Annotated in this window: 32 protein-coding genes; 30 read left to right on the top strand and 2 right to left on the bottom strand. The window is 51.1% G+C overall.

Going from position 1 to position 18,581, the window contains the following annotated elements:
- Positions 1–14 precede the first annotated feature (14 nt).
- The 30 genes from rpsJ to CFLAV_RS10065 all read left to right on the top strand — a co-directional run bounded on the left by rpsJ (position 15) and on the right by CFLAV_RS10065 (position 16,491).
- Positions 15–323, top strand: coding sequence for a 30S ribosomal protein S10 (gene rpsJ, locus CFLAV_RS10210; protein ID WP_007414628.1), 309 nt, complete (start codon positions 15–17; stop codon positions 321–323).
- A gap of 5 nt (positions 324–328) precedes the next feature.
- Positions 329–1,003: a 50S ribosomal protein L3 gene (rplC, locus tag CFLAV_RS10205; RefSeq protein WP_007414627.1), complete on the top strand. Its 675-nt coding sequence runs from the start codon at positions 329–331 to the stop codon at positions 1,001–1,003.
- 9 nt (positions 1,004–1,012) lie between these two features.
- Entirely contained in the window at positions 1,013–1,639 is a 627-nt protein-coding gene (gene rplD, locus CFLAV_RS10200; RefSeq protein WP_007414626.1) for a 50S ribosomal protein L4, read from the top strand.
- Between the two features lie 8 nt (positions 1,640–1,647).
- Positions 1,648–1,929 (top strand): 50S ribosomal protein L23, encoded by a 282-nt coding sequence (gene rplW, locus CFLAV_RS10195; protein ID WP_007414625.1) that lies wholly within the window; start codon positions 1,648–1,650, stop codon positions 1,927–1,929.
- Positions 1,930–1,941: 12 nt separating this feature from the next.
- The gene (gene rplB, locus CFLAV_RS10190; RefSeq protein WP_007414624.1) at positions 1,942–2,796 is read left to right on the top strand and encodes a 50S ribosomal protein L2; all 855 of its coding nucleotides are present in this window, start codon (positions 1,942–1,944) and stop codon (positions 2,794–2,796) included.
- Between the two features lie 3 nt (positions 2,797–2,799).
- Positions 2,800–3,081, top strand: a complete 282-nt coding sequence (rpsS, locus tag CFLAV_RS10185; RefSeq protein WP_007414623.1) for a 30S ribosomal protein S19 — start codon at positions 2,800–2,802, stop codon at positions 3,079–3,081.
- A 1-nt stretch (position 3,082) separates the two neighbouring features.
- Complete coding sequence (gene rplV, locus CFLAV_RS10180; protein WP_007414622.1) at positions 3,083–3,430, top strand: 50S ribosomal protein L22; 348 nt, start codon at positions 3,083–3,085, stop codon at positions 3,428–3,430.
- A 5-nt stretch (positions 3,431–3,435) separates the two neighbouring features.
- The gene (rpsC, locus tag CFLAV_RS10175) at positions 3,436–4,122 is read left to right on the top strand and encodes a 30S ribosomal protein S3 (RefSeq protein WP_007414621.1); all 687 of its coding nucleotides are present in this window, start codon (positions 3,436–3,438) and stop codon (positions 4,120–4,122) included.
- Between the two features lie 23 nt (positions 4,123–4,145).
- Positions 4,146–4,565: a 50S ribosomal protein L16 gene (rplP, locus tag CFLAV_RS10170; protein ID WP_007414620.1), complete on the top strand. Its 420-nt coding sequence runs from the start codon at positions 4,146–4,148 to the stop codon at positions 4,563–4,565.
- A 10-nt stretch (positions 4,566–4,575) separates the two neighbouring features.
- A complete protein-coding gene (gene rpmC / locus CFLAV_RS10165) occupies positions 4,576–4,779 on the top strand; it encodes a 50S ribosomal protein L29 (RefSeq protein WP_007414619.1) in 204 nt (67 codons plus the stop codon).
- 10 nt (positions 4,780–4,789) lie between these two features.
- Positions 4,790–5,092 carry a 30S ribosomal protein S17 gene (gene rpsQ, locus CFLAV_RS10160; RefSeq protein WP_007414618.1) on the top strand — a complete coding sequence of 101 codons (303 nt, stop codon included), beginning with the start codon at positions 4,790–4,792 and terminating at the stop codon, positions 5,090–5,092.
- Positions 5,093–5,105: 13 nt separating this feature from the next.
- Positions 5,106–5,471 (top strand): 50S ribosomal protein L14, encoded by a 366-nt coding sequence (gene rplN, locus CFLAV_RS10155; protein ID WP_007414617.1) that lies wholly within the window; start codon positions 5,106–5,108, stop codon positions 5,469–5,471.
- A 4-nt stretch (positions 5,472–5,475) separates the two neighbouring features.
- Positions 5,476–5,751 (top strand): 50S ribosomal protein L24, encoded by a 276-nt coding sequence (gene rplX / locus CFLAV_RS10150; protein ID WP_007414616.1) that lies wholly within the window; start codon positions 5,476–5,478, stop codon positions 5,749–5,751.
- A gap of 62 nt (positions 5,752–5,813) precedes the next feature.
- Entirely contained in the window at positions 5,814–6,359 is a 546-nt protein-coding gene (gene rplE / locus CFLAV_RS10145; RefSeq protein WP_007414615.1) for a 50S ribosomal protein L5, read from the top strand.
- Positions 6,360–6,363: 4 nt separating this feature from the next.
- Positions 6,364–6,633, top strand: a complete 270-nt coding sequence (gene rpsN / locus CFLAV_RS10140; RefSeq protein ID WP_007414614.1) for a 30S ribosomal protein S14 — start codon at positions 6,364–6,366, stop codon at positions 6,631–6,633.
- Between the two features lie 4 nt (positions 6,634–6,637).
- The gene (gene rpsH / locus CFLAV_RS10135) at positions 6,638–7,024 is read left to right on the top strand and encodes a 30S ribosomal protein S8 (protein WP_007414613.1); all 387 of its coding nucleotides are present in this window, start codon (positions 6,638–6,640) and stop codon (positions 7,022–7,024) included.
- 15 nt (positions 7,025–7,039) lie between these two features.
- Positions 7,040–7,576, top strand: a complete 537-nt coding sequence (rplF, locus tag CFLAV_RS10130; RefSeq protein WP_007414612.1) for a 50S ribosomal protein L6 — start codon at positions 7,040–7,042, stop codon at positions 7,574–7,576.
- Between the two features lie 39 nt (positions 7,577–7,615).
- A complete protein-coding gene (gene rplR / locus CFLAV_RS10125; RefSeq protein WP_007414611.1) occupies positions 7,616–7,981 on the top strand; it encodes a 50S ribosomal protein L18 in 366 nt (121 codons plus the stop codon).
- An 18-nt stretch (positions 7,982–7,999) separates the two neighbouring features.
- Positions 8,000–8,632: a 30S ribosomal protein S5 gene (gene rpsE / locus CFLAV_RS10120; protein WP_007414610.1), complete on the top strand. Its 633-nt coding sequence runs from the start codon at positions 8,000–8,002 to the stop codon at positions 8,630–8,632.
- Between the two features lie 9 nt (positions 8,633–8,641).
- Entirely contained in the window at positions 8,642–9,115 is a 474-nt protein-coding gene (gene rplO / locus CFLAV_RS10115; protein ID WP_007414609.1) for a 50S ribosomal protein L15, read from the top strand.
- 19 nt (positions 9,116–9,134) lie between these two features.
- The gene (secY, locus tag CFLAV_RS10110) at positions 9,135–10,541 is read left to right on the top strand and encodes a preprotein translocase subunit SecY (RefSeq protein WP_007414608.1); all 1,407 of its coding nucleotides are present in this window, start codon (positions 9,135–9,137) and stop codon (positions 10,539–10,541) included.
- 63 nt (positions 10,542–10,604) lie between these two features.
- A complete protein-coding gene (gene map, locus CFLAV_RS10105; protein ID WP_007414607.1) occupies positions 10,605–11,381 on the top strand; it encodes a type I methionyl aminopeptidase in 777 nt (258 codons plus the stop codon).
- Positions 11,342–11,566 (top strand): translation initiation factor IF-1, encoded by a 225-nt coding sequence (gene infA, locus CFLAV_RS10100; RefSeq protein ID WP_007414606.1) that lies wholly within the window; start codon positions 11,342–11,344, stop codon positions 11,564–11,566. The genes map and infA overlap by 40 nt, the downstream gene beginning before the upstream one ends.
- Complete coding sequence (rpmJ, locus tag CFLAV_RS10095; RefSeq protein ID WP_040547855.1) at positions 11,563–11,676, top strand: 50S ribosomal protein L36; 114 nt, start codon at positions 11,563–11,565, stop codon at positions 11,674–11,676. The genes infA and rpmJ overlap by 4 nt, the downstream gene beginning before the upstream one ends.
- 8 nt (positions 11,677–11,684) lie before the next feature.
- Entirely contained in the window at positions 11,685–12,080 is a 396-nt protein-coding gene (rpsM, locus tag CFLAV_RS10090; protein WP_007414605.1) for a 30S ribosomal protein S13, read from the top strand.
- 9 nt (positions 12,081–12,089) lie between these two features.
- Positions 12,090–12,698 carry a 30S ribosomal protein S11 gene (gene rpsK / locus CFLAV_RS37580; RefSeq protein ID WP_007414604.1) on the top strand — a complete coding sequence of 203 codons (609 nt, stop codon included), beginning with the start codon at positions 12,090–12,092 and terminating at the stop codon, positions 12,696–12,698.
- A gap of 26 nt (positions 12,699–12,724) precedes the next feature.
- A complete protein-coding gene (gene rpsD / locus CFLAV_RS10080; RefSeq protein ID WP_007414603.1) occupies positions 12,725–13,333 on the top strand; it encodes a 30S ribosomal protein S4 in 609 nt (202 codons plus the stop codon).
- Positions 13,334–13,440: 107 nt separating this feature from the next.
- Positions 13,441–14,469 (top strand): DNA-directed RNA polymerase subunit alpha, encoded by a 1,029-nt coding sequence (locus tag CFLAV_RS10075; protein ID WP_040547853.1) that lies wholly within the window; start codon positions 13,441–13,443, stop codon positions 14,467–14,469.
- Between the two features lie 6 nt (positions 14,470–14,475).
- The gene (rplQ, locus tag CFLAV_RS10070; RefSeq protein ID WP_007414601.1) at positions 14,476–14,901 is read left to right on the top strand and encodes a 50S ribosomal protein L17; all 426 of its coding nucleotides are present in this window, start codon (positions 14,476–14,478) and stop codon (positions 14,899–14,901) included.
- Positions 14,902–15,069: 168 nt separating this feature from the next.
- Positions 15,070–16,491: an MFS transporter gene (locus CFLAV_RS10065; protein ID WP_007414600.1), complete on the top strand. Its 1,422-nt coding sequence runs from the start codon at positions 15,070–15,072 to the stop codon at positions 16,489–16,491.
- 10 nt (positions 16,492–16,501) lie between these two features.
- On the opposite strand, the gene CFLAV_RS10060 is transcribed toward CFLAV_RS10065, so the two are convergent.
- Positions 16,502–17,698: an outer membrane protein assembly factor BamB family protein gene (locus tag CFLAV_RS10060; protein WP_202796875.1), complete on the bottom strand. Its 1,197-nt coding sequence runs from the start codon at positions 17,696–17,698 to the stop codon at positions 16,502–16,504.
- 419 nt (positions 17,699–18,117) lie between these two features.
- Positions 18,118–18,522 carry a VOC family protein gene (locus CFLAV_RS10055; RefSeq protein WP_007414598.1) on the bottom strand — a complete coding sequence of 135 codons (405 nt, stop codon included), beginning with the start codon at positions 18,520–18,522 and terminating at the stop codon, positions 18,118–18,120.
- Positions 18,523–18,581: the final 59 nt, after the last annotated feature.

Below are 18,581 nucleotides of genomic sequence, written 5' to 3'. Positions count from 1 at the left end.
TAATTGTTCTTTCTATGGCTGGACAACGCATACGTATTCGACTGAAGGCTTTTGATCATCGAGTGATTGACCAATCCGCGCGCGACATTGCAGACACAGTTAAGCGCACTGGAGCCAGGGTTGCAGGACCTATTCCTCTTCCGACACGAGTTGAACGGTTTACCGTTTTACGCTCGCCTCACTCCGATAAGAAGTCTCAAGAAACCTTTGAACAACGCACGCACAAGCGGTTGCTGGACATCATCGAACCCACTGCAAAAACAGTGGACGAATTGAAGAAGCTTAACCTTCCTGCTGGTGTGGACATTACCATTAAGATCTGATTTATATGCTCGGCTTACTTGGAAAAAAATTGGGACAGACGCGTGTCTATGATGACAAGGGCGTGCTGTGGCCTGTGACAGTGGTTTTGGCGGGCCCCAATCGGGTTCTGCAATGCAAGACTCAGGATAGTGACGGTTACAACGCAGTTCAACTTGGTTTTGACGACCAAAAGGATCAGCGCGTGACCAAACCTTTACTCGGTCACATTAAGAAGCACAATGGTGCTGCCGTGAAGCGCATCCGTGAATTTCGCGATTTTACTCTCTCGGTTAAACCTGGTGACGTAATTGGCGCGACAATCTTTGCAAAGGGTGATTTTATTGACGCGATTGGAGTTACCAAGGGACGTGGATTTGAAGGTGTTATGAAGCGCCACAACTTTGCTGGTGGTGATATGACCCACGGTGCCAAGGGTTGGCATCGTCGTGCTGGTGCAATCGGTCAACGATTGTTCCCCGGCACAGTTATGCGTGGTATGCGCATGCCTGGTCACATGGGGCAGGTTCAGCGCACCACCCAGAATCTGGAAATCATCCAGGTGCGGGAAGCGGATAATCTGCTTCTGATCAAAGGCGCAATTCCAGGCGCGAAGGGCGACTATGTCGTAATTCGTGAATCCAAAAAGAATCCCAAAGGTTCGGTGAAGGCTGAACCGAAGGCTGATGCCAAGAAGAAATAAGGCAAGCACATGAAATTAAAGATTCAAGATATTAAGGGCAACAGCCAGGGCGAGATGGATGTTAAGTTTTCACTCGTTACAAATGGTCGTGGCACACAGGCCGTTCATGATGCCGTTGTGGCATACCGGGCTGCACAGCGCAGTGGGACAGCGTGCGCGAAAACTGTTGGCGAGGTTGCGGGAAGCAACAAGAAGCCTTGGAAGCAGAAGGGGACAGGTCGCGCTCGCGCTGGTTCAGTCCGTTCTCCTTTGTGGCGCGGTGGTGGTGTGGTGTTCGGACCCAGGCCTCGTGATTTCAGCAAGAAGATTTCGCGTTCGACGAAGCAATTGGCGTTTCGCAAAGCTTTGACTGAGCGTTTAAACGCGGGGGATGTTCTCGTGGTCGACAATTTCAAGCTGGCCTCTGCCAAGACGAAGGAATTTGTTGGTGTTCTGACTGCCCTCAAGGTGGAAGGCACTGCTTTGGTTGTCGCTGACGCGTTGGATGCCAATTTATCACGTGCCTCTCGCAATGTGGCGAAAGTTGAAGTTGCAACCAGCGATTCGGTTAATACTTACCAAATCCTGCGCAGTGACAAGTTGGTGTTTACTCGCAGCGCGTTTGAAAAAGTAGAGGAGCGTTTGGGTAAGGAATAAGCAAGCATATGAACTCTTTCGAAATTGTTAAAACTGTCCGCCTGACTGAAAAGGGGACCCAGCAGTCTGAAAAGCTGAATCAGTACACCATTGTGGCTGATCGTCGCGCCAACAAGATTCAGATCCGTCAAGCGGTTCAGGAGCTGTTCAAAGTTAAAGTCATCAAAGTAAATACTTTGAATGTTCGTGGCAAATCCCGCCGCAAGCGTACCACCCAAGCCGGCCAGGCTCCGAATTGGAAGAAGGCCCTCGTCACTCTGAAAGAGGGCGATAAAATCACATTGACCTAATCATTTGACGTTATGCCAGTAAAAGTTTTTAGACCATTAACTCCCTCGACGCGATATATCACGATCGCATCGTATGATGAGATTACCAAGACCAAGCCTGAGAAGAGCTTGATTTATACCCGGAAAAAGACGGGTGGGCGTAATTGCTACGGGCGTGTTACTGCGCGCGGCATTGGCCGCGGCAATAAGCAAAAAGTTCGTACTGTCGATTTCAAACGGAATAAGCACGGGATCGAAGCATCGGTGGCTGCCATCGAATATGATCCAATGCGAACAGCGCGTCTCGCTCTCCTGCAATACAAGGATGGCGAAAAACGTTACATCATTGCTCCCGTTGGCTTGGAAGTTGGTGCCAAAGTAATGAGTGGGCCAGGAGCTGCTCCAGACCTTGGTAATTGTATTCCCTTGAAGTCTGTTCCTGTCGGCTTGGCCATCCATAATCTGGAAATCATTCCAGGCAAAGGCGGCCAAATGGTCCGCACTGCTGGTGGTTCGGCAACGCTGATGTCTCGTGATGAAGAATACGCGCAAGTGCGCCTTCCTTCCGGGGAAATCCGCCGTATCAATGTGAACTGCCTGGCAACCATTGGTCAGGTCGGCAACATCGAGCACGAAAACGTAATTTTGGGAAAAGCCGGTCGTTCCCGCCATCGTGGGATTCGTCCAATCAACCGTGGTGTTTCCCGTAATCCTGTTGACCATCCGAATGGTGGTGGTCAAGGCAAATCAAAGGGTGGTGGCGGCTGGCAGCAGCTTGTTTCCCCTTGGGGTGTGGCTGCGAAGGGTAAGAGGACTCGCAATAAGCGTAAACTTTCCAACAGATTTATTTTGGTTCGCCGTGATGGCAGGCCAATGAAGAACAAATAGCATATGGGACGCTCGATTAAAAAAGGCCCGTTCATTGACGGCCATTTGATGGATAAAATCGTCAAGGCCAAAGAGGCCAAGACAAAGACGCCGATCAAGACTTGGTCACGTCGCTCAATGATTACTCCTGATTTTGTGGGTCTGACGTTTAACGTCCACAATGGCAAGGTTTTTAACCCGGTGTTTGTGACGGAAAACATGGTTGGCCATCGTTTGGGTGAGTTTTCATTGACTCGCACATTTAGGAAACACGGTGCCCACACAGCAAAAGCGGAGGCGAAATAGTATGGAAGTACAGGCCATTACCAAAAACGTTCGTATGTCCGCGCAGAAGATGCGGGAAGTTGTTCGCCAGATTCAAGGTTTGCCCGCGATCCAAGCTCAAGCTGTGCTGGCTGTGGTCCCTCGCAAATCAGCTCGTTTCGTAGCCAAGACTTTAAAGTCTGCCATTGCGAACGCCGAAGATCAGGCGCGCCACAAAAATATCAATCTGAATCCGGAAAACCTCCGTGTTCTTGAAGCTGTAGCTGGAACAGCCACCACACTCAAGCGCTTCGTTCCGAAGGCTCGCGGTTCTGCCGGACCTATCTTGAAGCGCAGTTGCCACATTAAAATTGTTTTGTCAGACGAGTAATTGTTATGGGTCAAAAGTCTAATCCAATCGGACTGCGCATAGCGGTCAATAGAGAATGGCGGTCCAAGTGGTATGCTGGCAAAAAGGAATTTGGCAAGCTACTTACCGAGGACCGACAAATTCGCGACCTTCTGAAGAAGAAGCTCGAGTCTGCTTCCGTCCCCCGTATTTTGATCGAACGCGCTGCCACCCGCTGCCGGATCACCATCTTGACTGCACGTCCTGGTGTCGTGATCGGTCGCAAGGGCGCCGAAATCGACAAGCTTAAGGAAGAGTTGAGCAAGATGACCGGCAAGGAGATTTATGTGGACATCATGGAGATCAAGACTCCAGAGTTGGACGCGCAATTGGTTGCTGAGAATATTGCTCTGCAGTTGGAACGCCGCGTATCCTTCCGTCGTGCGATGAAGAAAGCTCTCCAGACCACCAAGGACTTTGGTGCTGAAGGCATCAAGCTTCGCTGTGCTGGACGTTTGGGCGGTGCTGAACTTGCACGCGTGGAACAATATCATTGGGGGCGCGTACCCTTGCATACTTTGCGTGCGGATATTGATTACGGTTTTGCCGAGGCCAAGACGATGTACGGCAAATTGGGAGTGAAGTGCTGGATTTGTAAGGGTGAAACCAAGAGCGATCGGGCTCAAGCGCAGGCTCCGGCCATGGCAGCTGTTGCTGCCCCCGCTGCTGCTTAATTTAACAGAAGAAGGATTTTGATATGCCAATGATGCCTGCAAGAGTGAAGTACCGCAAGATGCACCGCGGAAGCCGCACGGGGATGGCCACGCGTGGACAAACCGTTGCATTTGGCGAGTATGGATTGCAGTCCCTTGAACGTTGCTGGCTTGACACCAAGCAAATTGAAGCTGCTCGTGTCGCCGTGACGCGCTTTATGAAGCGCCGTGGTAAGGTTTGGATTCGGGTGTTCCCCGACAAGTCCTTCACCAAAAAGCCCTTGGAAACCCGAATGGGTAAGGGCAAGGGACCACTGGAATCCTGGGTTGCTGTTATCCGTCCAGCCAATGTGCTGATTGAGGTTGACGGTGTAACCGAGGCTGTCGCGCGTGAGTCGATGCGTCTGGCTGCCACTAAGCTGCCGATTAAGACGAAGTTTATCTCCCGTCACAAGATCAGCTGATTGAGAGTTTATGAAAATGTCGGATCCCAAAATTAAAGATGGAACCCTGGTTGAATTGACGGCCCTTGGCCGTGATTTGCGGCAGGAGATGTTCAATTTGCGCTTGCAACAAGCCAGCAGTCAGTTAGAAAAGCCGGCTCGTTTGCGCACCTTACGGAAAGACATCGCCCGTGTCGAAACCCGGATTTCGCAATTACGCAAGAAAGCGTCATAACTGAATTTGTATGGCTGATACAACGAATACGGAAATTAAAGAACGTAGCCAGCGCAAAGAGCGCGTAGGTGAAGTGATCTCGAACAAGATGGCGAAGACCATTATCGTGCGAGTGGAGCGTCGATTCCCACATCCGCGCTTCAAGAAGGTCGTCACCGGCTATAAGAAGTTTTATGCCCACGATGAGAAGAGTGAAGCCAAGGTTGGCGATCTCGTGCGCATTGAAGAAACCCGACCGCTTTCGAAGACGAAGAGCTGGCGCCTGGTTGAGGTAGTTGAACGCAATACGGACGCTGCTCCGGTGGCCGCCTAATCATTAGAGAATTATGTTACAGATACGTTCCATTTTAGATGTAGCCGACAATAGCGGTGCCAAGCGGGCGGCGGCGATTGGTGTTATTGGGCGCAACAAGCGTTATGCCATCATTGGCGATGTCATCAAGGCGCATATCAAGGAAGCGTCCCCAGATGGCACTGTGAAAAAGGGTGATGTCGTGGATGCTGTGGTGGTTCGGACCAAACAGGCCATCCGTCGTAATGATGGTTCCTATCTGCGTTTTGACAGCAACGCCATCGTGATCATTGATAAGGAACACAATCCTCGTGGTACCCGTATTTTCGGACCCGTGGCTCGTGAACTGCGAGACAAGAAGTTCATGAAGATTGTATCCCTGGCCCCAGAAGTGATTTGAAGATATGACAAAATTTCATGTTAAAAAGGGCGACGAAGTGGTAGTTATTGCCGGCTCTGAAAAGGGCAAGCGCGGCAAGATCCTTTCAGTCGAGACAAAGAAAGAGCGAGTGGTGGTTGAAGGTGTGCGCATGATCAAGAAACACATGCGTAAGAACCAAAACAATCCTCAGGGCGCAATCATCGAGCGTGAAGGAACAGTGCATGTTTCCAACGTGATGTTGGCGGACCAATTCGACGCTCGTTCCACCAAACGTGGAACGGCAACGGCCAAGGCTTAAGTAATTTAAACAGTATCTATTAACAAACGGACGCTCCGGCAAAACCCGGAAAAAAGCGAAAAATGAAACCAAGACTCTACGAAAAATACATTAACGAAGTACGCCCCGCTCTGACGGAAAAGCGGAAGTACAAGAACGTTCATCAAGTGCCCCGGATGGAGAAGATTGTGGTGAACATGGGTGTTAGCGCCTCCCTGGAAAAGGGCGCAGTTGAAGATGCCGCCAAGGACATGGCAATGATCACTGGTCGCAAGCCAGTCATCAGCCGTTCGCGGAAGAGCATCGCTAATTTTAAACTTCGCGAAAATCAGCCAATTGGCTGCCGCGTGACACTTCGTCGCGAAGCGATGTATGAGTTTTTCGACCGCCTGGTGGCCGCTGCGCTTCCTCGCATTCGCGATTTCCGCGGCATTTCGCCCCGGTCATTCGATGGCCGCGGAAATTACTCTCTGGGCGTTTCCGATCAGACGATCTTTCCGGAAATTGAGCTTGAGAAAATTAAGAGACAACAAGGCATGGACATTACGATTGTCACCAGCGCACCTACAGATGGCGAAGCGATGGACCTCTTGAAAATGATGGGGATGCCGTTCGCCGAAGGAAAATAGATTTATGGCTAAAACATCATGGTTGGAGCGCAACAAGAAAAAGGCCGACACGGTCAAGAAGTATGCCGCTTTGCGCGCGGAATTGAAAGCCAAGGGTGATTATGCAGCACTGTCAAAGTTGCCGCGCAATGCGAGCCCAACACGAGTGGTAAATCGTTGCGCGATGAGCGGACGCCGCCACGGTTACATGCGCAAATTTAGCTGCTCCCGTTTAACTTTCAGGGAAGCTGCTCTCAATGGATTGATCCCGGGAATGACGAAAGCCAGCTGGTAATAGTATGACTGACACGATTTCTGACATGTTGACTCGCATCCGCAACGCTAGCCGTGTGCAATTGCCGGTCGTTGAAGTTCCTCATTCCAAGATGAAGGAAAGCATTGCTCATATCCTTAAGAAAGAGGGTTATGTGGGCGAAGTAGTGGTGGAGACGGCAGCACCCAAAAAGATCAAATTGACCTTGAAGTATGAGGGCAAGCGGAGTGTGATCGAGGGTTTGCGCCGGGTAAGCACTCCTGGTCTGCGCCGTTATGTGGGCTCCACGGAAATTCCTCGCGTTCGCGGAGGATTGGGCATCTCGGTTGTTTCCACTTCCCAGGGAGTGATGACCGGAAATCAGGCCCGCAAGAGCAATCTGGGCGGCGAATTAATTTGTTATATTTGGTAATTTTAAGGCAAAGCTATGTCACGCATTGGAAAACAACCGATCGCCATTCCCGCCAAAGTTAAGGTGAATGTGAATGGCCGCAAAGTTTCGGTCGAAGGGCCGAAGGGTAAATTAGATTTGGAACTCAACCGCCGCACGAGCTTAAAAGTTGAAGGTGACAAGGTTGTCGTCAGCCGCGATGGCGATGACGCCGAAGCGAAGGCCATGCACGGTCTGAGCCGGGCCTTGGTAAACAACATGGTAAAAGGTGCGAGCGAAGGTTTCGTGAAGCGCCTCATAATCCAAGGCGTTGGCTTTAAAGCTGCCGTACAAGGCAAAGTTGTGAACCTGAGCCTTGGTTATTCTCATCCTGTCCTTTATCCTATCCCTGACCAGGTCAAGGTTACGGTGGAGGAGAATACTAAGTTAACGATTGAAGGTCCTGATAAACAGCTGGTTGGGAAGGTAGCCTCCGAAATCCGGAGCTTTTATCCTCCTGAGCCTTATAAAGGCAAAGGTGTCCGCTACGCTGATGAACACGTGGTTCGTAAGGAAGGTAAGACTGTACAATAATTAAAAGAATGGTTACGGCAAATCCGTGACCCTAAAACAATGAGAACTGAAAAGAAACAAAGACTCGAGCAGTTACGGCGTTGGCGCATTCGCAAAAAAGTTGTTGGCACCAAAGATCGCCCCCGGATGAGCGTGTGCTTCAGCAACCAAAACATTTACGTTCAGTTTATTGATGACAGCGCTGGTGTTACGGTTGCGGCTGCATCGACTATGAGCAAAGCGACTCCTAATCGTGAGAAGTTGGCCGCGAATGTTGATTCCGCAAAGTCAATCGGGACGCTGGCGGCTCAGGCAGCCCAAGGGAAGGGCATTAAATCCGTAGTTTTTGATCGTGGCAGCAAGCGTTATCATGGTAAGGTGAAAGCCCTTGCGGATGCGGCGCGTGAAGCAGGTCTGCAATTTTAATTTAACCAAGAGAATATTGTGGCTGAAATAACGAAATCTGATGTAGGTGATAATCGCGGTGGACGCGGCGCGGGCCGTTCACGCCGCCATCGTGGTCCTGGTGAAGGTGGTGATGCTAGCGGCGGAGGCGATTCGCAGGAACTCGTCGAGAAGGTAGTGTTTATCAATCGCTCCGCCAAGGTGGTGAAAGGTGGCCGGCGTTTTAATTTTAGCGCCCTTGTTGTCGTTGGCGACAAGCGTGGACGTGTCGGCATTGGTTTGGGCAAGGCTGGCGAAGTGGCAGACGCCATTCGCAAGGGTGGGGAACTGGCCCGCCAGCACATGGTTGGCGTATCATTGAAAGATGCCACCATTCCACACGAAATCTTTTCGCACTATGATGGCGCCAAGATTCTCCTTCGTCCCGCATCACCTGGAACTGGCATCATCGCCGGCAAAACAGTCCGTGCCGTGTTGGAGTCTGCCGGTGTTAAGGATATTCTGAGCAAATCGCTCGGGTCCAAGAATCCGGCAAACGTTGTCAAGGCGACATTGCGTGCATTGCAACAGCTTCGCTTGCGCGAAGATATTTATCGTAGCCGCGGTTTGGCGGTGAAGAAGCCTGAAGCTCCGACAGCTCAGCCCACAGAAACAGTAGTAACTACAGCTTAATTTTAGAATATGCGTTTACACGATCTTAAACCCCGTCCTGGAGCGAAGCATCGCCGCAAGCGTATCGGCCAAGGTGAAAGCAGCGGCCATGGCAAGACGAGCGGACGAGGCGGAAAAGGTCAATCTGCCCGCTCTGGTAGCTCGATCCGTATCGGCTTTGAAGGTGGTCAGATGCCCTTGATTCGCCGTATTCCGAAGCGCGGTTTCAACAATGCTCAGCACACCATCGAGTTCATTCCCGTCAACTTGGAGTCTTTGAACCAATTTGAAGACGGCGCTCGTGTTGATGAAGTTGCGTTGCGGACTGTTGGCCTGGCAAATGGCCGGTTGCGCCGAATCAAAATCCTTGGCTCAGGTGAAATCACCAAAAGACTTACGGTCACAGCTCACGCTTTCAGCGCCTCTGCTCGCACTAAGATCGAGGCCAAAGGCGGGAAATGCGAAGTCGTCGGTAATAAGTCCGCCACGCCCGCAAAAGCCTAGGATATTTAATTACTGATCCATGTTTGCTTCCATAGTCAATACCTTTAGCAATTGCTTCAAAATTCCGGAACTGAAGTCACGGATTTTGTTCACGATGTTAGTGCTCGCGATCTGTCGCCTGGCTGCGTTTATCCGCATTCCTGGCTTGGATGGAGCAGCATTATCGGCCTACTTCCAGAGTTTGCCTCAAAGTGGGTCGTCCATGCTAGGCATGTATAGCTTGTTCACTGGCGGTGCACTTGAAAACTGCGCCGTGGGTGCACTTGGAATCATGCCTTACATCAGCGCTACGATCGTGCTTCAGTTATTGACTGCTGTCGTTCCCTCCCTGAGCAAGCTGGCTCGTGAAGAGAATGGCCGTACACAAATCATAAAGTATGGACGGTATTTGACCGTCTTGCTTTGCGTTGGGCAAGGGTTGTTCATGGCCATCGGCTGGGAAAATCCTCAGAGCATTTTTCCTGGCTTCAAAGGCAGTCTCATTCTGAGCGAGAACATTTGGTGGTATCGTATTCAGACGGTTTTGATTCTGACCACTGGCACGATGTTGCTTATGTGGTTGGGTGAACAGATTACGGAGCGCGGCATTGGAAATGGTATTTCCCTTATCATCACCATTGGTATCATGGCTCGTTTACCATCAGCGGGACGTGCTCTGATAGATATGTTTTGGCCATCGGGTGGCGTAGAAGCCAAATATCATCTATTGGGAACCGGCACGATCCTTGTAGTTCTTCTCGTGGCTGTGGTGGCTGGGGTTATAGCAGTCACCCAAGCTCAACGTAAAATACCAGTGCAATACGCCCAGCGTGCTGTTGGCCGCAAGGTTTATTCTGGCGGCACTTCATTCCTTCCGTTGCGCCTGAATTTTGCTGGTGTCATGCCGATTATCTTCGCCCAGGCCATTTTGATGGTGCCCCAAAAGGCATTTCAATTTCTAGGTGGAAGCTATCCTACGCTGGGCTTTCTCAAAAAGATTTCCATTGCCTTAAATGAAGGGGCATTTTGGTATTTGTTTCTTTATACCTTGATGATTTTGTTTTTCTCTTATTTTTGGACCGCGACGCAATTCAACGAACTTCAGATTGCGGATGATTTGAAGAAGAACGGTGGCTACATACCCGGTGTTCGCCCTGGCCAGGCTACTACGAACTTTCTGCACAATGCGATGAGTCGTATCACGCTCGCGGGAGCCGTGTTCCTGACAGTCATCGCTGTAATCCCAATCATTTTGTCCAGGCAAATGAATATTCCATTTCAAGTGGCAACCTTCTTCGGGGGGACCAGCATGCTTATTCTGGTGGGTGTTCTTTTGGACACCATGCGCCAGATGGAATCACACCTTGTCATGCGCAATTACGATGGTTTCCTTAAAGGTGGCAGGGGTGGTCGCGGTGGTGGGCCAAGGCTCCGAGGCAGGTTTTGATGTAAAGAAGAGGTAGCGAGAATTGAGTTTTATGCTACTTTTTCAAGCTCGAGCTGGCTAAACATGATCATTTTGAAAAACGACCGGGATTTGGAAGCTATGCGGCCCGCATGTGCCGTAGCCGGTTCGGTTTTGAATGATGTAGCTGCCTGGATCAAGCCCGGGATGACGACGAAAGAGATTGATGCTTATGCAGCTACCCGTATTAAGCATTATGGCGGGAAGAGTGCCTTCCTTGGATATCGCAAATATCCCTGCCAGATTTGTATTTCGGTGAATGATCAGGTTGTTCACGGCTTGGCGAGTAATCGGCAGGTACAATTTGGCGATATCGTGAGCCTGGATGTTGGCGTAGTCTATAACGGGTTTATTGGTGACACGGCCCGGACGATTGCGGTGGGTGGCTGTAGTGTTGTCGCGCAAAAGCTTATGGACGTGACTGAAAAGTCGCTGCATGAGGGTATTGCTCAAGCGATAGCGGGCAACCGGGTGATTGATATAAGCCGGGCCATTCAGAACTACGCGGAAGGTAATGGATTCAGCATTGTGCGTGAGTTTGTGGGGCATGGTGTAGGGCGTTCAATGCATGAGGAGCCGCAGGTTCCGAATTTCGTGGATGGAAAGTCGTCCCCGAAACTGCGGCCGGGAATGACGCTGGCAATTGAGCCCATGGTGAACGCTGGATTGCCGGGCGTAAAAATTTTGAATGATGGCTGGACAGTGGTGACGCAAGATGGTTCACTGTCCGCCCATTTTGAGCATACGGTGCTCATCACCGAGGGTGAGCCGGAGATTTTGACATGGCCCGAGAAGACGCCATCAAAGCAGAAGGTTCAGTAGTGGAAGCGCTTCCGAACACGGTGTACCGCGTGGAGTTAGCCAACGGACATCAGGTCATGGCGCATTTTAAACGTCGGGCAATGGCGAGGGAAATTCGCCTGGTGCCTGGAGACAAAGTAATATTGGAAATGACGCCTTTCGATTTATCGACGGGTTGCATTATTTGGAATCAAGAAAAAGTATGAAAGTTCGCGCATCAGTAAAAAAGCTTTGCGAAAATTGCAAGGTCATCAAGCGCAAAGGCGTGATCCGTGTTATTTGCACGAATCAACGTCATAAACAGCGGCAAGGTTAGGATCTAATATGGCACGTATCATTGGTGTAGAAATTCCGGGTGAGAAGCGGATTGATATTTCGCTTCGATATATTTACGGCATTGGGCCGGTGAATGCGAAAGAGATCTTGGAGAATGCCAAGATTGATCCGAGCATCCGAGCCAAAGACCTGAGTGAACAGCAAATGTCACAAATTGTTCACGCAATTCAAGAAGGCAAGTATGTCATTGAAGGTGACCTACGCCGGGAATTGGGCATGAATCTGAAGCGTTTGCAGGGCATTAAATGCTACCGTGGCGTTCGCCACCTGCGTAGCCTGCCTGTGCGTGGGCAGCGCACTCAAACCAACGCCCGTACGCGTAAAGGTCCACGCAAGACGGTCGGTGTGCAACGGAATCCGAACGCCAAGACTGGTATTCACTAATTTATTTTTATGGCTGAAGAGACAAAGAAAAAGACGGCTCCCAAGAAGGAAGCAAAACCAGAAGCCGCTGCCGATGCAGCAAAGCCGGCAGGTGAGGCCGGTGCTGCGAAGCCTGCGAAGAAGGCTGCTCCTGCTGCCGAAGGTGCTGCTGAAGCTCCCAAGGCTGGTGCCGCTCCGGAAGGTCCTGTGGCTGCTGCCGCCCCAACCGCTGCGGAACTGCTGGCTGACGATCTAAGCGGCAAGAAGATCATCAAAGCCAAAGGTGCCAAGAACATTTCGAACGGTATTGCGAACATTCTGGCGACATTTAACAACACCCAGGTATGCATTACCGACATGCAAGGTAACATCCTTGGTTGGTCCAGCGCTGGTCGTGTTGGATTCAAAGGCTCCCGCAAGAGCACGGCTTACGCCGCTCAGCAGGTCGCTCAAGACGCTGCCCGTCAGGCTATGGCCCACGGCATGCGTGAAGTTGAAGTGCGTGTAAAGGGTCCTGGATCCGGTCGTGAATCGGCCATTCGCGCGCTGCAAGCAATCGGTTTGGAAGTCAGCGTAATCAAAGACGTGACCCCGGTTCCTCATAACGGATGCCGTCCTCGTAAAAAACGCCGCGTCTAACAGAAACTCTCAACTAATTTTAAGATATGGCTCGTTATACAGGTCCCCGCGTTCGCATCAGCCGTCGTTTCGGCATACCCATTTTTGGTCCAACAAAATACCTCGAACGCCGCAATTACGGTCCGGGCGTGCACGGTCCCAAGTCCCGCCGCAAACATACCGATTACGGTCTTGGTTTGATCGAGAAGCAGAAGCTTCGTTATTACTACGGGCTCATGGAACGTCAGTTTCGTGGTGTCTACGAACGCGCCTTGAAGCGTCGTGGTGTTACCGGTGAACAGATGCTGCAGATTCTCGAAACCCGCCTGGACAATGTGGTGTTCCACCTTGGCTTCGCGAATACGCGCGCTGCTGCCCGTCAATTGGTAAGCCACGGTCACGTCCGGGTCAATGGCCGCAAAGTGAACATTCCCTCGTTCGCCTTAAAGGTGAATGATGTTATCGAAGCAAAAGATTCGAATGTTTCACGTCAGCTCGCCACCAAGAATTTGGAGACTTCCACCAACCGTTCGGTTCCTGATTGGCTTTCCTTGAACAAGGAAGCGCTAAAGGGTGTGGTCATGCGGATTCCATCACGCGATGAAATCCAGCCGATCGCCAACGAACAGGCCGTGGTTGAATTTTATTCCCGCTAATTAAACCCGCTCTCAGTCGAGAGCACAAATGGCAAATACACGGACCATCCCGGGGCGGGAATAACACCCGGGTTGGTCAGATTAAATTTGCCAAAAGGAAAAATAGTATGCCAGTACGTTTAGGACGTTTTGAAATGCCGAAGCGGTTGACGAAAGATGAGACAACCTCAACCGAAACCTATGCCAAATTCGTGGCGGAACCATTTGAAACTGGTTACGGTCACACGATTGGCAATTCGTTGCGCCGAGTTCTTTTGTCCTCCCTGGAAGGGGCTGCAATCAGCTCAATCAAGATCGATGGTGCGATGCACGAATTCACCACGGTTGACGGTGTCGTGGAAGATGTCACCGACATTGTTTTAAATTTGAAAAAGGTGTTGTTCAAGGCTCACAATCGTGAACCCCAGACGCTCTTGCTTTCTGCCAACAAGGATGGCGAAGTGACTGCCGCGGACATTCAAGTCAATCAAAATATTGAGTTGGTAAATCCAAAGCAGCACATCTGCACGCTCGACAAAAAGAAGAAGTTTGAGATCGAGCTCGAAGTGAAGGTCGGACGTGGATTTTGCCCTGGTGATGAAAACAAAAAGCCTAATCAGGCCATTGGTGTCATTGCCATTGATTCGCTGTTTTCACCTGTGACACGAGTTCGTTACGCTGTTGAAAGCGCCCGTGTCGGTCAGCGCACAGATTATGATCGTTTGATCCTCGAAGTGTGGACTGATGGCCGCATTTCTCCTGACGACGCTTTGACCCAGGCCTCTGCGATTCTTCAACATCATCTCGACGTTTTCGTCGGTTACGACAAGAATGCTGTCGAGTTTGAAGAGGTGGTTGACAAGCAGGACGAAGAAAAGACCAAGCTGAAGAAGCTGTTGGGCATGAGCGTGAATGAAATTGAGCTCAGTGTTCGTGCAGCAAACTGCTTGAATAATGCCAACATCACCACTGTAGGTCAGCTGGCGATGAAGACCGAGGCCGAGATGCTCAAGTATCGTAACTTTGGCAAGAAGTCTCTCAACGAAATAAAAGAGAAGCTCACAGCCCTTGGATTGTCCCTGGGTATGAGTTTCGACCCGGAAGCGTTGGATACTCCGAAAGAGGAGACTACCAGCGTGACCACAACCGTGGAATAAGAGTTTATGCGTCACCTTAAGAGAACCGCCAAATTGGGCCGCACTGGTACACACCGGAATGCGATGCTGAACAATATGGTTTGCAGTCTGATCAAGCACAAACGTGTGACCACCACTTTGGCGAAGGCCAAAGCCGCACGTTCCGTGGCCGAGAAAATGGTCACATTGGGCAAGAGCGGAACAATCCATGATCGCCGCCTCGCCGCTTCCCGTTTGCATCAGGAAGATGCCGTTAAGATTCTTTTTAACGAGATCGCCCCGAGCCAAAAAGACCGCCGTGGCGGGTATACCCGCATTGTGAAGCTGAACCAACGCCAGGGCGATGCCGCCCAGCTCGCGATTCTTGAATGGGTCGACGTGCCAGCCGGTGGTGCAGCAGCACCTGAGGCCAAGCCTGAAGCGGAAACAAAAGCCGCTGAAGCCAAGGCTTAGTTCAATAACTTAGCAGCAAGCAAAAGCCCGCTCGCAAGAGCGGGCTTTTTGCTTTATTCACGAGGCGAAGAGGGAGGAAGTTGAAGGTGAATCAGCATTTAAGCCTTGGCGTCAGAAGTAATTACGTGTAGGTAAGATTGCTACTGACCCAGTTCACTATTTTGTAACATGACTGCCTCGAATCCCTCCGCCATTCAAGGCCCTTGGTGGCGCCAATTGAATCGTTATCACTGGTTCGTTTTTCTGGTCGCCTCGCTTGCCTGGTTGTTCGATTGTCTGGATCAACAGCTCTTTCTGCTGGCTCGAAACGGCGCCATGAAGGCTCTTTTGCCTGCGGGAGCGGATCTAAGGCTGTACGGTGGGTATGCAACCACCATCTTCGTCGCAGGCTGGGCTACGGGCGGTTTGATTTTCGGTGCAGTGGGTGATCGCGTCGGCCGTGCAAAAACCCTCGCCATCATGGTGCTGATGTACGCGGTTTGTACTGGGTTGTCCGCATTTTCCAAAGGGTGGATTAGTTTCGCAGTTTTTCGTTTTGTCACGGGGTTGGGAGTGGGTGGCGTATTCGGCCTGGCAGTTGCTTTAATCGCAGATGGGTTGCCCGAAAAAGCGCGCACCGGGGCTCTGGGAACGTTGCAGGCGCTTTCAGCAATTGGCAATATGGCCGCTGGTTGCATAGCTATTTTTCTTGGCAATTTGGAAGGAACACGCATCGAGGCCGGCCAGTCCTGGAAGTACATGTTTCTAATTGGTGCGTTGCCCGCGTTTCTCTGTGTTTTTATTCAGATTCGTCTTAAAGAGCCGGAAAAATGGGTAGCAGCACGAGCGGCGGGCAAAGTTACCGGAGTGAAGTTTGGATCCTATGCATCCCTGTTCGGCGAGCCACGCTGGCGAAAGGGAGCGCTTCTGGGAATGATTTTGTGTATCGCGGGCGTCGTTGGATTATGGGGGATAGGATTTTTTAGTCCCGAATTGGTCGGTGATGTAATTACCCGGTCGCTTAAGAACGAAGGCATCAGCCCGGATAAAATCGCTCAGCAAAGAACGATCTGGACGGGAGTGAACATGATTGTTCAGAATTTCGGATCTTTCCTGGGGATGCTTTGCTTTACGAAAGCCGCCCAGACTTTCGGTCGCAAGCCTTCATTCGCGGTTGCTTATGTCTGTGCCTGTATTGCCACCATAGGGTATTTTCATTTCTTCAACAGCAAGTCCGATATGTGGATGAGTTTTATCATGGGTTTTTTCCAACTTGCGTTGTTTGCCGGTTTTGCAATTTACCTTCCGGAGCTTTTTCCTTTGCGGTTGCGTAGCACTGGGACCAGTTTCTGTTACAATGTGGGGAGGTTCATTGCGGCTTCCGGGCCGTTTACATTGGGCAAGCTACAAGCCAGCCTGGCTGCCGGTGCGACGACGGATGCAGCAAAGTTAACAGCATTTCGCAATGCGGCTTGTTATCTGAGCGCGGTGTTTTTGCTGGGACTGGTAGCGCTTATCTTTTTACCTGAAACCAAAGGGCAACCGTTACCGGAAGATAGTGTTGGTTCCAAGGATGCAAAGCCGGCGTCGGCAACCAGCCCTGTCCATTAGCAAATGTTTGTTATTTAGCCAGGTCGAGGCAAACGAGGTGATCTTCGCTGCGGAGATAGAGCTTTTTGTTAGAGAGAATTGGAGCGGCCCAGCAGGGGTGATGTAGCTGCGGGATCTGACAACGGCAAATTTCTTCAAGCTTTTCGGGATTAGGTTTAAAAATGCCCAACAGGCCGCCTTCACCCAGGGCAAAGAGTTTGCCATCGGCAAGGATACACGAGCCGCGACCGAAAACAGAAGGTTGCTCGGAACTGTGGTGAGGCCAGCTTTCTTCCCTATCCCACATTAATCTACCCGATTTCAATTCCACGCAACGGAAGCGGGCGTCGGGCTCGTTTCGACCGCTAAAGGCGTAGAGATAACCGTTCTTATAAATGGGTGTGCTCCAATGGATTTCAAGCACTGGATTGCGCCAGACCTCCTCGACGTCCTTACCGTCAGGTTTCACGCGCAGGAGCACTGATCCGATTTTGTAGTAGGCAGCGGAGATGAAAATCAGGTCGTCCACAACAATGGGGTTCATCGCATTGACGGATTCCGGCACTTGCGCGCGAAACCAGAAGCTAAAATTCACCGCTCCGTTGGTGGGATTCAAGGAGACGAGGCCTTGACGTGTCAAACAGAGGATTTGGCATCGGCCATGAATGGTAGCCGCAACCGGGGTGGAATAGCTGGCCTGCTTTTCGGTTGATTGCCATTTGACGGTGCGTTCGCCGGGCCAGCCGATCATGGGGCGACCTTCCCAATTTGTTCGCCCCACGCTTTCCCAGATGGTTTTGCCGGTTTTGAGGTCGAAGGCAACAAGCCCTGAATTCGGTTGGCCTCCGACCACGACAACGAGTTTGTTGTCTTCCAAAATGGGAGAACTGCCGACACCGAAGAAGGCTTCAGGAACATTGAAGTCAAAGCCGGTATCACGCTGCCAGACGAGTTTGCCGTTGGCGAGTTCGAGGCAGGTGAGTTTGCCTTCCGCACCGAAGGTGTAACAGAGATTTGAGACCAGCAGGGGCGTGGCGCGGGGGCCGTTATTGTAACCGTAGGGATCGATGAATTTGCTGGGATAATTGTAATGCCACAGTGATTTGCCAGTGAGGGCATCCAGGCATTCGACAATTTCCTCCCCGGCGACTCGATGGTGGAATACGAGCCTATCGCCAAGGATGGAAGGCGCGCCATAGCCGGTGCCGATGGATTTGCCCCAGATCACAGGGGGACCATTCGTTGAAAACCTTTCAATCAAACCTGTTTCTGTAGAAACCCCGTTTGCTTGTGGTCCCAGGAAGCCGGGCCAATCTTCACCGAAACTTTGTGAAGTAATCAAACAATTGACGCAAGCAAGCACGAGATAGAAGAAGGATAGGGACTGGAGGTAAGACCTAAGGCTGCACGCTGAGGTTTTCACGGACGGATTCTGATTGATGTTTGTCAAAATCGCAAGTCCATCGGGATGAGATCAGGTAAAATGGATGGAGTGGGGGAGCTTTTTTAGGCATTAATCACGCCTGAAAGCCGCTCCTCCCACTCCATTTCCCACGATGCGCTTTAGGCGCATTTCCATCCCTGTGCTCCTCCCTGGCATCCCGCAGCGAAGTGCTTCGCTGGACGCGGGTAAATTCTTTCCTTCACTCAAGCTTTGCGCCGCATGAAACTGTTTATCTCGATTATATTACCGTCCGGATCTTTAAAATGAGCGGTGCGAACAGTCCAGGCAGGTCGATCGATCGGTGGAACCAGTATGGCGATGCCTTTCTTCTGGAGTTCGAGGCAGGCAGCATCGACATCTTCAACGTTCAAGACCAACGTGGGTCTGCCCAGGCCGTTGTCTTCTGATGGTTGCAATTCGGCGCTCAGCGCGGCGGCCATGTTCTTGCGGTCGAACAAAGCCAATGTAACGGTGCCGGTATCGAATTCGCCGTATCCGCTTTGCTCATCCGAGAAGCGCACCGGGAGATTCAAGGCATCGGAATAGAAGGCAAATGATTTCGCATAATCTGAAACCAAGATGCGGACGTGGGTAAATTTGACTTTCATAATTGCGGTCGCAAGGCATGAGCAAAGCCGCCTAGTCTGCGAAGGCGGGCTTCAGGTGC

It is taken from the genome of Pedosphaera parvula Ellin514 (genome assembly GCF_000172555.1).
Lineage (GTDB): Bacteria > Verrucomicrobiota > Verrucomicrobiia > Limisphaerales > Pedosphaeraceae > Pedosphaera.
Note: the sequence above shows the minus strand (reverse complement) of the source record. Positions and strands in the feature narration are given on the sequence as shown.